This is a genomic window from Alkalibacillus haloalkaliphilus C5 (assembly GCF_000269905.1).
GTDB classification, from domain to species: Bacteria; Bacillota; Bacilli; order Bacillales; family Alkalibacillaceae; genus Alkalibacillus; species Alkalibacillus haloalkaliphilus_A.
The window spans coordinates 1-15,223 of sequence record NZ_AKIF01000062.1; the positions used below are offsets into that span (position 1 = coordinate 1).

Consider the following 15,223-nt stretch of genomic DNA (forward strand, 5'->3'; position numbering starts at 1 on the left):
TATAAATTTAATTTGCTTTTTCTTTAGTTGGGTCATAAATTCGTGTTTGTAATCGATCTAAAGCGATCTCTAGTTGTCCTAACGACTGAATTAATTTTTCTTTCGTGGAGTGTTCATGCTCTTTCGTATTCAGATTCATGAGCAATCCTCCTTTCATAATTTATTAATTCAGCCTTTACTTTAAATATCCTTCACACATGACAAAACTAGAAATGATGATACAAAACTTCTATTTAGTTACTCTTTTTCGACACGCGATGGGATTAATTTGTTCTTTATTGAACTGATTTTTGTCATTTGATTTCTTTTTTCATAAAATTCATCTGCAAATGGTTCAATACTCTTTAGTTTAGGCTCTTTCCACCATTTTCGTTTAATTTTCGTATAATTAGACCAATCTGATTGTGGTACGGTAATTTCATGTTCAGTATTGCGATAAATATCAGTTAATGGTTTCGTAGTTAACGGTGACTGTATATTTAAAAATTGCTCATATTCTTTGCGTTCTCCAGTTATAGGAACATTATTTGCAAAACTATGAAACAACGGATATAAATAAGGGTAAAACAAGATTGCTGCGATAACCTTACCAAATTTTATTCGTTTTGACACATGCGTAAAATGTGGAACAAACTCACCATAAACCTTCCCTTGTTCCGTTGGTAATAAAACTGCGTTTAAGTGCAACAATTCTTGTAATCTGTAAGGCAATGATTTGAATACCGTTTGCCGATACGGATTATGTTTAATAATTGGTTGTTGAATAATGTTTTGTTCATTTACGATTTGGGAATACATTAATCTGTTTAGGTCTCTATTTTGATAAAATTCATACCATTCCCGCTCCATAAATGATGATATGTGAAAATACTTAAAAAGGAAGAATAAAGGCTTTTGTTGCTCTTTCGACATTTTATAAATGAGTAATTGCGGATAAGCGTCCTGAAATATGTACCAATTGATACTTTCATATGTTAAGTATAATGATTTCAGTTGCTTCTCTGAAAGTAGTGATTGATAAGCTTCAGAGTAAAGGTCAGTCATATTCCACCCTGCATTTCTTGACACAATATTAGCAAGAAAGGCCCATTTAATTTCAGGGTTTTCATTATAAAACTGTAAATATGCCTTTGTTCTCGTTACATTATTAATGTTACGATTATGCGTCTGTTCTTTAATATAATTAACCATTAAAGGGATCATAGTTACATTCCTTTATGTACATTTATGTCGTTTATTGCTCACTATATTCACAGTATATCCAAATCTTTTTTATTTAAAATTTGATATAATAGGATTGTTAGGAGGAATCATGTTGAAGTACCCAAAAGGTAGTCGCCAAAAGCGTCAGACTCATACAGAAAAAAAACAATCCTATAAAACGAACGACGCTTTTGCCAACAGGGGAATGACCCTCGAAAAAGAAATAGTAGAAACGAATAAATATTACTTAGAATCGGGTAAAGCAGTAATTCATAAAAAGCCTACACCGGTTCAAGTTGTGCAAGTCGATTATCCAAAAAGAAGTGCAGCCGTTATTAAAGAAGCATACTACCAAAAACCATCTACCACTGACTTTAACGGTTTATATAAAGGAAAGCATATTGATTTCGAAGCAAAAGAAACGAAAAATAAACAGTCGCTTCCTTTTACTAATATTCATTCACACCAGGTAGAACATATGAAGCGTATTGAGGAGCACGGTGGAGTGACCTTCTTTATCATTCGCTTCACTGCAATAAATGAAACTTATTTATTGCCGCTTTCATCCTTTTTAAGAAAGTGGGAAGAACAATTTAACGGCGGAAGAAAGTCACTTCCTTATAACTTTATAACTGAAAAGGGGTATTTAATTCCATTTCAACTTCAAGCAAAAGTTAACTATTTAGAGATAGTCGACGATGTATACATTAACGGAGGAGATTGCAATGACTGAACAAGTTAAAAGTCGTAAAGCTAAAAAACAAAGCAAAAAACAAAATAGAAAAATCAACTGGAAAAAAGTCTTTATAAGTCTACTAATTATCGGACTCGTTACATTTGTGATTGGTTTAGGTGTTCTATATTCCTATATTAGTAATGCACCTGAATTAACGGCTGAAGAACTAGAAGTACCTGCTAGTACAACCATCTTAGATCGAGATGGTAATGAAGTAGCTGACTTAGCAGCCGAAAATCGAACAATTATTGATTATGAAGACTTATCACCTATTATGGAAGATGCTGTGCTAGCTGCTGAAGACGTCAGATTCTACGACCATAGTGGAATAGACATGCGACGTATCGGTGGAGCTGTTATGGCAAACATAACAGGTGGATTCGGTTCACAAGGTGCTAGTACGATTACACAACAAGTAATTAAAAACTTCCTTCTTACTAATGAAAAAAGAATGAACGTAAAGTTCAAGAACAATATTTAGCACTACAATTAGAACGCGAATATTCAAAAGAACAGATCTTAATGATGTATTTAAATAAAATTTATTACAGTAATGGTATATACGGTGTTCAAAAAGCAGCTGAAGTTTATTTCGGTAAAGATGACCTTAACGACTTAACGTTAGAGGAAGCTGCATTGCTGGCTGGTATGCCGCAACGTCCTAACGCATACAATCCAATCGAAAATCCTGACCTTGCTGAACAAAGAAGAAACACTGTATTAGATTTAATGGTAAGACACGAAAAGATTACTGAAGAAGAAGCTGAAGAAGCTAAAAATGTCGCAGTTGAAGATATGATTCAAGAAAACTACGAAAGTGAACTTAAATATTCAGCCTTCATTGAAACTGTTTATGATGAAGCTGAATCGTTAATCGATGATGATGACATGAACTTGTATACAGCTGGTTTAACGATTCATACAACATTAGACCCAAATGCACAAGAACATGTTGAACACTTATTAAGTGATGAAGGACCAATTGATCATCCTGAAGGCCAAGAAGCAGCCGTTGTTGCAATGGACACAACGACCGGTGAAGTACTGGCAATAGGTGGAGGAAGAAACAAAGATGACTTCCGTGGTTTTAACTTTGCTACAGATAGTAATCGTGGACCTGGTTCAGCGATTAAACCTATCGTAAGCTTTGGACCTGCGATCGAGCAAAACGAATTTTCCACTTACCATCAGTATAATGATAGTCAATCTGAAGCTTATTATTCTTGGGATGGTGAAGGTGAGCAGTCTTTCCGTAACTTTGGAGATAGTTATAACGGTTGGGTTACCATGCGTGAATCATTATACCGTTCATTAAACGTTCCGGCTGTACAGAATGTTCGTGATGAAATTGACCGAGCAGAAGCTGGAGAGTTCGCTAGGTCACTTGGAATTTCTTCAATTGAAAATAGTGTAGCCGAATCATACCCTATCGGTGGCGTGAATGATATTCAAACTAACCCTTATGAAATGGCTGGAGCATTCGCTGCCTTTGGTAATGAAGGTGTTTATAATGAACCACACACGATTAAAATGATCGAATTTAGAGACGGTCAGACGATGGAAGTTGATCGCCAAGGAGAGCCAGTCATGTCTGATTACACGGCTTACATGATTAGTGATATGTTAAAGGATACGATTGCACATCATAATGGAACTGCTAGCGGTTTAAACTTTGGCGGATTACCTGTTGCTGCCAAAACCGGAACCAATGAGAACATGGACTCTTGGCTTGTTGGATATACAACAAACTATACGGTTTCAGTATGGAATGGATTCCCTTCAAATGATGAGGGTGGTGTGCAGAGTCGAACTAGACCACTATTCCAAAGTATGATGGAACACATTTCTAATGGTGTAGACACATCAGACTTCTCTAGACCTGATTCAGTTGTTAAAGTCGATATCGAAAGAGGTTCTCGCCCTGCGATGTTACCGAGTGAGTTTACACCAGATGATCAAATTGTGACGGAACTTTTCGTAAGAGGAAATGAGCCTTCAGACACATCGGATGAATACGATATGGTTGAACCAGCTGAATCGCTCAACCTGAATTTCGATGAAGAAGAGCAAATTATTGAAGCTTCATGGAGTCACCCGGGCTCTGAAGACCGTGACATAGAGTTCCAATTAACAATTAGTGAAAACGGTAGTGAAATTGACCAAAATGATCTATCAGATTTCGACTACACATTCACTGACGTTGAACTTGGCGAAACTTATACGTTTGAAGTCGTTGCTTATGATGCCGATAATGATGAAAATCGTAGCGACCCTATTTCTGAATCAATCGATATACCTGATGAGGAATCCGACTTCTGGGAGGACTTCTTCGGTGAAGATGAAGACGAAGAAGAACCTCCTGAAGAAGATGAACCAGGTGAGGGTAGCGGAGACGGAGACGGAAACGATAATGGAAACGGTGACGGCAATGATAACGGTCAAGGAGACGGTAATGAAGAGGACAATGGTGAAGGTGATGAAGAAGATGATGATGACGAAGCTGAAGAAGAGCCAATAGACGAAGATGATGATGACTTTAGTACAGATCCACCAGAAGATCCTGAAGATGAAGAACAAGAAGAATAATAATATAAATAAAAAGCTAGTGTCTTAATTAAGACACTAGCTTTTATTTTGCTTGATGTTTAAGTCTAGCAATCGCATACTTCTTCTTCATCTCTTTATACATTTCATTCAACTGAATGTAACCATGACGATGATGACATCTCGCCTCAACAAACTCTAACCGCTCACTTACATTAATCGGCACATATTGTAACTGATCAAAATAGTCCTCACTAACATCAGAAGGATTCAATTGATTACACAACAAAATGATTTGTTTTAATTCGTCCAAGTAGTTTAAGACATAACTCTTCGTTTCTTTAAACTGTCTAGTTTCAGCTAACTCCTCAACATGGCTTGAGATTTTTTCCCAGCTTGCAAATTTATCTTCAATTAAATGAACATCCATGGGATTAGCCTCTTTTCTTCATTCGTTTCTGACCTTCGCGACAAATGTCTAATAAAGGACATTCAGGACAATTCGGTGTTTTCGCCTGACAATGGTATCGTCCAAAGAAGATCATGCGATGGTGTGTTGCACTCCACTCCTCTTCAGGTAGCTTCCGCATTAACGTTTTCTCTACTTCTAAAACAGAATCTTTCCAACGGCAAATCCCTAATCTCTTTGATACACGTTCAACATGCGTATCAACTGCTATTGCTGGTTGGCCAAATGCAACTGATATGACGACATTTGCCGTTTTGCGACCAACGCCAGCTAAGTTAATTAAGGCATCATAGTCTTCAGGTACTTTCCCATCGTACTTTTCATTTAAGTCAGCACATAATTTGCGGATGTTTTTCGCTTTATTTCTATAAAGTCCTATTCTTTTGATATCATTTTGTAGCTCTTCTAATGGAACATTCACATAGTCTTCTGGTGTTTTATATTTAGCGAATAAACCTGGTGTTACTTTATTAACTAATGCATCAGTTGCTTGTGCAGATAGAACAACAGCAATCAACAATTCAAGTTCATTTTCATGCGTTAATTCACAATCTGCATCTGGGTACATACGTTCTAGTGTGTCTAAAGTAAAGCGAATATCTTTCTTCGTTAACACCCTTTTCCCTCCCCACTATTCTTCTAACCAATTATAATAAACTGATGTATCACGCTTCTCTTTTGGTGCTTGTTGATTTTGTTTTTGCTGAGATGATTGTTTAACATCATTAACGGAACGAACACCTTTTTTCTTCCATTCATTCAAAATACGATCAATATAACGGAAATTAAGCTTCCCCATGAGGACTGCCTCTCGTACAGCTGCCTTTATTAAAGGTGGTTTAAATTGATCTTCATCTAACCAATAACTTACGGTTTCAATTTCAATTGGTGATAACGTACGGGCAAACTCTTGTTCAAATAACTGAAATAATTTGCCTTCCTCTTCTTGTATCGATTTTTGCTCAACTTCAAACAGTGCTTCAAACAATGGCGATAAACAATACCATTCATGTTGACCATTTTGTTCATCAGTTATTTGTTCGATTTGTAAAAAGTTGTTGTTTCTTAATTTCTTAAGTACATTGGCAACCTCATTTGCATTGATCGTCATATGACTTGCAATTAGGTCAAATGACGGTAATAACTCACCTAATTTTTGTAAGTTCATAATTTGCAAGATTACTATTATATCTTCTTCATTTAAACCAAGCTCATTGTAGTCGTTTAACAGTTTACTCGGGATATTAATTTGTTCAGTTAAAAGTCTTTGATAGGAAAATGGTAGTTCCATACAATCTCTCCCTTAAGTTCGAATAGAAAAGATGACTCAATCAGATTGAGTCATCATGCATGTTCTATGGGTATAAACGATTTAATAAGCGTGGGAAAGGAATCGTTTCACGAATATGTTCAATTCCAGTAATCCATGCAACGGTACGCTCTAATCCTAGTCCGAAACCTGAATGTGGAACTGAGCCGTATTGGCGTAACTGTAAATACCACTCATATGCAGGCCCGTCAAGTTCGTGCTCTTTATAGCGCTCAGCCATTAATTTATAATCATCAATACGTTCTGAACCACCAATAATCTCACCATAACCTTCAGGTGCAATTAAGTCAGCACATAGCGCAACATCCGAATTGTCCGGATCTGGCTTCATATAGAACGCTTTAATTTCAACAGGGAAATGTGTAATAAACACCGGTTTGTCATGAGCCTCTGCAATGGCTGTTTCATGTGGTGCACCGAAGTCATCTCCCCAATCAATATCATCAAAACCTTGATCTTTTAGAAATTGAATAGCTTCTGTATAAGTGATTCTTGGGAATGGTGCTTTAATCTTTTCTAATTGAGTCGTATCTCTTTCTAATGTTTCAAGCTCTACTTTACAATTTTCAAGAACTGATTGCACGACATATGCAACGTACTCTTCTTGCATTTGTAAGCTTTCTTCATGGTCCATAAACGCCATTTCTGGCTCAATCATCCAAAACTCAATTAAGTGTCTTCTTGTTTTTGACTTTTCAGCACGGAATGTTGGACCGAAGGAGAATACACGTCCTAATGCCATCGCAGCTGCTTCCATATAGAGTTGTCCACTTTGAGACAGATAAGCATCTTCATCAAAATATTTCGTATGGAACAATTCTGTTGTCCCTTCTGCTGATGCTCCCGTTAAAATTGGCGGGTCAACTTTTACAAAGCCTTCTTTGTTAAAAAATTCGTATGTTGAACGAATAATTTCGTTACGTACTTTCATAATGGCATGTTGTTTTGTTGAACGTAACCATAAGTGACGGTGGTCCATTAAAAACTCAGTACCATGTTCTTTTGGAGTGATTGGATAATCAACCGCTTCTTGAATCACTTCTAAATCAGACACTTGTAACTCATAACCTAATGGGCTACGTGTATCTTCTACTACTTTACCTGTAACGTAAAGTGACGTTTCTTGTGTTAAATTTTTCGATAGCTCAAAAGCTTCTTCTGATACAGCTGCCTTAGCAACGACACCTTGAATAAAGCCTGAACCGTCTCTTAGTTGTAAAAATGCAATTTTACCACTTGAGCGTTTATTATGTAGCCACACACCTATTGTGACTGTTTCATTTACGTGTTTATGAACATTTGCTATTGTTGTTTTCAAAACGACTTCCTCCTAACTATACTTCTCGACAAAACGTTTTAGTCTAGATGCTGCTTCTTCTAATTGATCTAATGAAGTTGCATAAGATAACCTTACATTATCCTCTGCACCAAAACCTGACCCAGGTACTATTGCTAGCTTTTCTTCTTCTAACAGCTGTTTTACCCATTCATCTACTGAATCAAAAGGTGATTGTTCAACAACCGCTTTTACATTTGGAAATAGGTAGAACGCGCCATCTGGCTTAACACATGTTACATTAGGGATTTCCAACAACCAATTATACAACTTATTTAAGCGTTCTTCAAAAGCAACCTTCATTTGATCAATTTCTTCTTCAGAATGGTTATATGCAGCGATCGCAGCATATTGTGCAATTGATGTTGGGTTAGACGTGGCATGAGATGCTAAGTTCGTCATAGCTTGGATAATTGTTTGATTACCAGCTGCATACCCAATTCTCCAACCTGTCATCGAATGAGATTTACTAACTCCATTAATAATAACAGTCTGTTCTTTAAGCTCATCAGACAATTGCGCAATTGAAACATGTTCTTTTTCGCCATATATTAACTTTTCATAAATCTCGTCAGATACAATGAAGATGTTATGCTTTAAAGCTACTTCGCCTAAAGCTTTTAATTCTTCAGCTGTATATAAAACACCTGTAGGGTTACTTGGCGAGTTAAGAACTACAGCCTTTGTATATTCAGTAATCGATTCTTCTAATTGTTCTGGTGTAATTTTAAAACTGTTATCTTCTGAAGCTTTAACATATACTGGTTGTCCTTCTGCTAGTTTGATCTGCTCAGGATAACTTACCCAATATGGAATTGGGACAATAACTTCATCACCACGGTTTAATAACACTTGGAATAACGTGTATAAGGCATGCTTTGCCCCTGTCGTCACGATGATTTCATTATCTTTATATTCAACACCTTGATCTCGCTTGAACTTGTTCATAATCGCCTCTTTAAGCTCAGAAAGACCTCCAGATGCCGTATACTTTGTTTTACCTTCTTCCATTGCTTCTTTTGCCGCATCCAAAATATATTGCGGTGTGTTAAAGTCAGGCTCACCAGCCCCTAACCCTATTACGTCATGACCTTCAGCTTTTAAAGCTTTAGCTTTAGACGTAATAGCTAAAGTTGTGGATGGGGTTAACGATTGTACGCGATCTGCTAATTCCATATGTATCTCTCCTTATTAATTTTTGCTAAAAGATATCGAGTCATAAACCTCGCCCGTTTCGAATAAATAAGTTCTAAAATACATGCGATCATCATCTTCGAATACGACTTCCCAAATGGTTCGGTCATTCATAATGCCAGGCGTTATATGTAATAGTTTACAATTTGAACAGTCTTGTTGCCATTCAGAAAGGATATCATCTTTAGAAACGCCTTCGCTTTCAAGAACCCAGCTTATATCATCCTCTTCTAAATTGTCTCTCTTCGGCACAAACGTAAAATAACGCTCTCCGTCACCAACACCTTGGACAACAGTATATGTCTGTTCACCATTATAATAAAAGTTATCTTCTATAGTTTCAATTGGTGAATGGTCCACTGCAATATTTGAATAAGTTCGTTGTTCATCATTGTGCGCCCCTTGAATTTCAAAATAAAAATAAGAAAATAGGACAACCGCGACCATCATTGAAATGGCAAGAACAGTAACAACTAATAATACAATTTTATTGCTAAAAAATTGTTTTAGCGACAAGCACATTCATCCTCTTCATTAAAATAAAAACTAATACTTATTGTTACATTACTTCTTCATTATAACAAGTTTTTACTGTTTTTTAGACATTTTTTGAGAAAAACTTTTGAAGGTTCAATTACAAAACTTAAACGATTGCTACCAAGAAGTAGCAATCGCTTAAACAGAACATTATTTGTTTAATCTTTCTAAATAAACATCATAGTCACCTTCATAAATCGAGATGTGAATAGCAATAAACTTCTTTAAAAAATATGTCTCCACCCACGACTCTTGAAATAAGTTATGCATTTGTCGGTTGCGCCGTGGATCGTCCTTTTCATTGATAATTGCCATCTGCGGGTCAATTTTATTAATTTCATCTTGTTGGATCATATTAGCACTAATATAAGATGGAATGTAGATGAGTTGAATTTTGCCTTTCAATTCACCGTTAAGCTTTTGATCTGTTTCATACCAATAAACAGAAAACACATCATTCGATAAAACAATATTACCATTTTCGCTATTTTCTTTGGCGATATATTTAATGTAAAAGTCATTACTTAAAGCAATAACATTTTGCTCATTGAGTGATAGAACATTATAGTCTTTATTCGATAAGCTACAAACCATCTCTTTTTCATTAGAAACATAAATATGTTCAACGTCCCAAGACTTTGATACCTTCTCTAGATTTCCGCAGTTCTCCGATTTAGGTGAAGTAATTAAAATACCTTTCAACTTCTTATCAGGCCATTGATTTAAAGTTTTTTCAACAGACCTTAAGCTTTTTTCATCTCCTGTATTGATTAGGAACATTTCATCATCATTTAAGTGTAAAATAGCCATGTCACCTGAATCAATAGGTGTAAATATTAATTCTCGTTCTGCAACAGAGCTCATAGTAGTCGAACTCATCAACAAGACGCTCACGAAAAACATTTTAAGCCAAATGGTCATGATGTCAACACCTATCCATTATTTAATCAAACATCTAACCCATATTTTTTGTAAAAGGTTAACCGATTATGAAAGCCATTTTTTTGCATGAGTAATAATAGAAGTTAGATCATCATGAATAATTGTTGTCTCAGGTAATGAATTTAGAAATTGTTTGCCGTATCCTTTCTTGATAATCCGCTGATCAAGGATAATGAAAGCCCCTCTGTCTTGTTCATCTCTAATAATTCTTCCAAATGCTTGTCTAAACCTTTGAATGGCAATCGGAAGTGCTAAATGTTGAAACACATTATAATTGCCCATCTCCAATTCTTCGGTTTTTGCTAATATGAATGGGTGTGTTGGCGTTTCAAAAGGTAATCTAACGACACATACGGTTTTTGACTTGTTGGCATCAATTAAATCAATGCCTTCCCAAAAGGAATTTGTTCCTAATAAAACAACTTGGTCTTCTGTTTCAAACATCTTCTTCAATTTATCTCGGCTACCTGTCGATACCCCTTGGCCGATGATTGTATAACCATCCAAAGATTTCATTCGCTTTAAATGTTTAAATACAATTCTCAGCATGTCATAAGAGGTGAATAAAACTAACATTTTTCCATTCACTTGAGTAGTATATCGTTGGATAAAGTCAGCAACATAACCTGTATAATGGTTAACTTTCGTTTTTGATACATCTGGTATGTTATTTGGAATTAAAACTTTCGCCTGTTGTCCGTAATTAAATGGTGAGGCGAATGTTTGGCAATTTGTTTCTTCAGGTATACCCGTTCTTTCTAAAAATGGTTTATAAGACTTTCCTGCTTTAAGTGTAGCACTTGTGAAAATAAAGCTATCAGCCTTTTCGTAAAACTGCTCTAAATAATGGCTTACTGATACTGGTTCTACATGAATCGTTGCTGCATTTTTAGCACCGTATTGGTCAATTTCAATCCACCTAACATCATTGACAGACGGGTCAAAAAACGCTTTAAATGTGTTCATCATTTCATTTAGTTGTGAAAAGGCGTGCTTACTAATGATGGTTTGCCATTTGTTCAGTGATTTTTTGTTTTTTAATTCTTCTAAAATATGGTTAATTGAAATGAATAACTGATTTAAATGTTCTTTAACTTCTCCGTTTAGCATTAAATTTAAATACTCTTCACCAATTGTTAATTGAGCTTTTCCTGTATCGGTTAACAAATCATCTTCACCGTGCAAAAATTCGACTGACTGATACACCGATCTAAAGAAAGTGTCTGCATAAAAACGAGCATGGTCAATCACATCATAGTTAACTACTTTTTGTAGGTCTTGTAGTAAATGAACAATCGTTACATAACTTAAATCTTTTGCAAATTGCTCCCTAGCGACACTTTCAAATTGGTGAGCCTCATCAATTATGGCATGATTAAACTTTGGAATTCGACCATGGCCATTTAACGTTGAATTTAATAAAAACGCATGGTTAACAACAACCAAGTTAGCCTTTTCACTTTGACGTAAAGCCTCATAGAAGAATGAACCATTACGTTGATTTTGATGAGAACAATTAATGTATTTCCATATATTAACGCCATTTGATGGAAGGTGTAACTCATCAATATCACCTGTTTTTGTTTCCGTTAACCAAACAATAATCATTGCCAAAGTTAAGACGGCATCATAATTATCCAATTCATTAAAATGGTCTAAATAAGTTTTAAATCGTTTAGTATTAATATAATGTTTTGGACTTTTTAAAACTGATATCGTGATCGGTTGTTTTAATTTCAATGATAATAAATCAGCTTCTTTTATAATTTGATTTTGTAGCTGGATTGTACTCGTACTTACAACCGTTCTCTTACCTTCCTAGCGCCTTTATACCAACTTGGAATTAAATAACCGATTGTCTTACCTAAACCAGTCCCAGCTTCTATGACAACATTTTCTTGAATCGACATTTGATCATATATTAATTGAGCAATTTCTTTCTGACCTGACCTTTTCTGCTTAAGACTATTTTCAAATACATGTTCTACAAAATCTTCATAATGGTCCGGTAATAAAGGTTGTTCTTTTTGTTGATTAACTAAATGATGCACCATTAAACCGTGTTGTTCTAATAAGTTGTGGTGTTGGCTATAATTGTGGCGTTTTGCCTCTAATAACGCGCTAAACCAACTCTCTAATTCACTATGTAAACTTGGAATAAAATGAATTAAGTTCTCCAATGTTTTAAAAGGCAATAGTTGTAATTTATTTTTTATTTCTAACCATAATAAAGCAGTCACATAAGCATCACTTAATGCTCGGTGTGGCGAAACGTGCTCAATACCTAGATACTGAGTAATCTCAGATAGTTTATACCCTGGAGACTTTGGAAAAAGTATCCGAGACAACTCAACTGTGTCGATCGTTAAACAGTTTAATGGCTCATACCCAGATGCTTTTAGTGACGCATTCAAAAACTCATAATCAAATTGCACGTGATGAGCTACGAAATAACTATTGTTAAACATAGGGATTAAATCGTGAACAATTTCACTAAAATAAGGTGCATCAGTTACGTCTTCATGGTGAATACCTGTTAAATTCGAGACAAAGACAGGAATTTCTGTTGTAGGTTTTACTTTTGTTGCATATTCTTCAACTATCTCATTACCTTCTAATACAACAATGCCAATTTCAATAATTTCGTCGCCTTTTTTAACAGAATGGCCTGTCGTTTCTAAATCAACTACTACATAACGATCCACTTTTAATCCCCCTTTCTATGTATTCTAAAATAAAAATAACTCCCTAAACCAAGGGAGTTATAAGACAGTTAGGGGTGGCTCTTCTACAATAATTTCCCCGATTTGGTTATCGTCATCCATAATCGCAATCTTTGGCTGATGTCCTTCTAATTCTTCACTTGATAGTGTTACATATGAAATAATAATAACGGTATCACCTTTTTGAACGCGTCTTGCAGCAGCACCATTTAAACAAATAACACCACTATGTCTTTCACCAGCGATTACATACGTCTCAAAACGCTCCCCGTTATTATTATTAACAACTTGCACTTTCTCATGAGGTAAAATACCAACTTGTTCAAGGATGTGCGAATCTATTGTAATACTGCCTACATAATTCAAATCAGCTTCAGTCACCGTAGCACGATGAATTTTACTATTTAACATAGTACGATACATTAAGCTTCACTCCTATATTTAACATCACCTGATGGGGTTAATATAATATTGTCAATTAATCTTGCATTTTGATATTTTACAGCAACCGCAATTATTATATCATGTTTTTCTGAAATTTCACGAGTTAATTCAGGATATGTTAAACAATCGACATAATCTACTTGTCCTGATAACGTATGTTTTAAAAAGTTGTCAACCTCGTCTATTACATCTTGTCGGACCCATTTACTTGCTTGGATTAATTCTTGCCCTTTTAATAAAGACTTATAAATGTGATGAGCTTCTTGACGTTCATCAGTTGATAAGTTAACATTTCGACTGCTCATCGCAACACCATCTGATTCACGAATCGTAGGAACTGGGACTAATTCAATATTAAAGTTAAAATCATTAATTAAACCATCAACTACAGCCACTTGTTGCGCATCTTTTAATCCAAAATAAACACGGTTCGGATTAACAATATTAAATAACTTAGTTAATACCATTAACACACCTTCAAAATGTCCTGGTCTTGTTGCACCACATAACACATCTCCACGTCGATTTAACCTAAGGTCAATCGACAGCGGTTCGGGATACATGGCATCATTTGATGGATAAAATACGTAATCAACAGCTTCTTCAATTAACAATCTTTCGTCTCGCTCAAAATCACGCGGGTATTGGTCTAAGTCACTTGCTTGATTAAACTGTAGTGGATTAACGAAAATGCTGACGACGACTATATCATTTTCTTTGCGTGCCTCTTTTATTAAAGCAAGGTGTCCATCATGTAAATACCCCATCGTTGGAACAAAACCAATCGATTTTTGTTCTTTATGGAGTTCATCTTGCGTTAATTGCATTTCTTCTATCGTCTTTATTGTCTTCATGATCCCCCGTATAACCCCTTTAATGTTTCTTCATTCATCGAATAAGTATGTTCTTTTTTTGGAAATCGCTGTTGTTTAACTTCTTGAACGTAACTTGAAATACCATCTACTGCTAATTCATTAACGTTAGCGTAAGATTTAACAAACTTAGCCAAACGATCAACACCATATTCTAGTAAGTCATGGTAAACTAACACTTGTCCATCACAAGATGCACCAGCACCTATACCAATGGTTGGAATTTTGAGTTGTTCAGTAATCATTTCCGCTAATGAAGCAGGAACACATTCTAACACAATTGCAACTGCACCTGAATCTTGCATGGTTTTAGCATCTTCTAGAAGCTTTTTAGCGTCTTCTTCTGATTTACCTTGTACTTTATAACCACCTAAAACATTAACGGTTTGTGGCGTAAGACCAATATGAGCTACTACGGGGATTCCCGATTCTGTAAGTCTTCTCACCGTTTCAGACACTTCTCGACCACCTTCTAACTTTAATGCAGAAGGTTCAATTTCTTGGAACATTCTTTTCGCATGAGCTAGTGTTTGTTCTATTGAAATGTTGAATGACATAAAAGGCATGTCAACGACTGTAAATGTATTTGGTGCTCCTCTTCGAACTGCCTTACCGTGGTGAATCATATCATCTACAGTCACAGGGATTGTTGATGAATAACCTAACACAACCATACCTAAAGAATCACCTACTAAAATCATATCAACTCCAGCTTGCTCACTCGTTTTCGCTGATGGATAGTCATAGGCTGTGATCATTGCGATTCTTTCACCAGCTTGTTTCTTTTGAGTTAACATTTTCGTCGTTTTCATATAGACACCTCTATTAGTCTTTTAAGACCATAATATTTCTGCAGAATATAATAAGTGTTCTTGACCTTTTTCGTCGACGAC

Annotated in this window: 16 protein-coding genes and 1 pseudogene; 3 read left to right on the forward strand and 14 right to left on the reverse strand. The window is 35.7% G+C overall.

Annotation, left to right across the window (positions count from 1 at the left end; genetic code table 11):
* Positions 1–7: 7 nt before the first annotated feature.
* Both A194_RS21000 and A194_RS17875 read right to left on the reverse strand, forming a co-directional pair.
* On the reverse strand, positions 8–139 hold the full coding sequence (locus A194_RS21000; protein WP_017186367.1) for a hypothetical protein: 132 nt from the start codon (positions 137–139) through the stop codon (positions 8–10).
* Between the two features lie 98 nt (positions 140–237).
* Positions 238–1,203 (reverse strand): DUF2515 family protein, encoded by a 966-nt coding sequence (locus A194_RS17875; RefSeq protein ID WP_017186368.1) that lies wholly within the window; start codon positions 1,201–1,203, stop codon positions 238–240.
* Positions 1,204–1,315: 112 nt separating this feature from the next.
* Here A194_RS17875 and recU point away from each other — a divergent pair, with 112 nt between their 5' ends.
* The 3 genes and pseudogenes from recU to A194_RS21345 all read left to right on the forward strand — a co-directional run bounded on the left by recU (position 1,316) and on the right by A194_RS21345 (position 4,525).
* Positions 1,316–1,936, forward strand: coding sequence for a Holliday junction resolvase RecU (gene recU / locus A194_RS0108205; protein WP_017186369.1), 621 nt, complete (start codon positions 1,316–1,318; stop codon positions 1,934–1,936).
* Positions 1,929–3,694 (forward strand): annotated as a pseudogene (locus tag A194_RS21340) (transglycosylase domain-containing protein); the annotation flags it as partial. The gene recU and the pseudogene A194_RS21340, both read left to right, overlap by 8 nt.
* A gap of 264 nt (positions 3,695–3,958) precedes the next feature.
* On the forward strand, positions 3,959–4,525 hold the full coding sequence (locus A194_RS21345) for a fibronectin type III domain-containing protein (protein ID WP_423734744.1): 567 nt from the start codon (positions 3,959–3,961) through the stop codon (positions 4,523–4,525).
* A 43-nt stretch (positions 4,526–4,568) separates the two neighbouring features.
* Here the strand turns inward: A194_RS21345 and A194_RS17885 are convergent, their stop codons facing one another.
* The 12 genes from A194_RS17885 to panB form a co-directional block, all read right to left on the reverse strand.
* Positions 4,569–4,913, reverse strand: a complete 345-nt coding sequence (locus A194_RS17885; protein WP_017186370.1) for a YpoC family protein — start codon at positions 4,911–4,913, stop codon at positions 4,569–4,571.
* Between the two features lie 4 nt (positions 4,914–4,917).
* Complete coding sequence (gene nth / locus A194_RS0108220; RefSeq protein ID WP_017186371.1) at positions 4,918–5,568, reverse strand: endonuclease III; 651 nt, start codon at positions 5,566–5,568, stop codon at positions 4,918–4,920.
* 15 nt (positions 5,569–5,583) lie between these two features.
* A complete protein-coding gene (locus A194_RS0108225; RefSeq protein ID WP_017186372.1) occupies positions 5,584–6,243 on the reverse strand; it encodes a DnaD domain protein in 660 nt (219 codons plus the stop codon).
* 64 nt (positions 6,244–6,307) lie between these two features.
* Positions 6,308–7,600 (reverse strand): asparagine--tRNA ligase, encoded by a 1,293-nt coding sequence (asnS, locus tag A194_RS20055; RefSeq protein WP_017186373.1) that lies wholly within the window; start codon positions 7,598–7,600, stop codon positions 6,308–6,310.
* A 12-nt stretch (positions 7,601–7,612) separates the two neighbouring features.
* The gene (locus A194_RS20060; protein WP_017186374.1) at positions 7,613–8,794 is read right to left on the reverse strand and encodes a pyridoxal phosphate-dependent aminotransferase; all 1,182 of its coding nucleotides are present in this window, start codon (positions 8,792–8,794) and stop codon (positions 7,613–7,615) included.
* Between the two features lie 15 nt (positions 8,795–8,809).
* Positions 8,810–9,328 (reverse strand): hypothetical protein, encoded by a 519-nt coding sequence (locus A194_RS0108240; protein ID WP_017186375.1) that lies wholly within the window; start codon positions 9,326–9,328, stop codon positions 8,810–8,812.
* 171 nt (positions 9,329–9,499) lie between these two features.
* A complete protein-coding gene (locus A194_RS0108245; RefSeq protein WP_157783040.1) occupies positions 9,500–10,228 on the reverse strand; it encodes a hypothetical protein in 729 nt (242 codons plus the stop codon).
* Positions 10,229–10,336: 108 nt separating this feature from the next.
* Positions 10,337–12,031, reverse strand: a complete 1,695-nt coding sequence (locus A194_RS0108250) for a helicase C-terminal domain-containing protein (protein ID WP_029425092.1) — start codon at positions 12,029–12,031, stop codon at positions 10,337–10,339.
* A 56-nt stretch (positions 12,032–12,087) separates the two neighbouring features.
* Entirely contained in the window at positions 12,088–12,996 is a 909-nt protein-coding gene (locus A194_RS0108255) for an exonuclease domain-containing protein (RefSeq protein ID WP_029425093.1), read from the reverse strand.
* Positions 12,997–13,053: 57 nt separating this feature from the next.
* Positions 13,054–13,437 (reverse strand): aspartate 1-decarboxylase, encoded by a 384-nt coding sequence (gene panD / locus A194_RS0108260; RefSeq protein ID WP_017186377.1) that lies wholly within the window; start codon positions 13,435–13,437, stop codon positions 13,054–13,056.
* Positions 13,437–14,312 (reverse strand): pantoate--beta-alanine ligase, encoded by an 876-nt coding sequence (panC, locus tag A194_RS0108265; protein ID WP_017186378.1) that lies wholly within the window; start codon positions 14,310–14,312, stop codon positions 13,437–13,439. The genes panD and panC overlap by 1 nt, the downstream gene beginning before the upstream one ends.
* The gene (gene panB, locus A194_RS0108270; RefSeq protein ID WP_017186379.1) at positions 14,309–15,142 is read right to left on the reverse strand and encodes a 3-methyl-2-oxobutanoate hydroxymethyltransferase; all 834 of its coding nucleotides are present in this window, start codon (positions 15,140–15,142) and stop codon (positions 14,309–14,311) included. The genes panC and panB overlap by 4 nt, the downstream gene beginning before the upstream one ends.
* Positions 15,143–15,223: the final 81 nt, after the last annotated feature.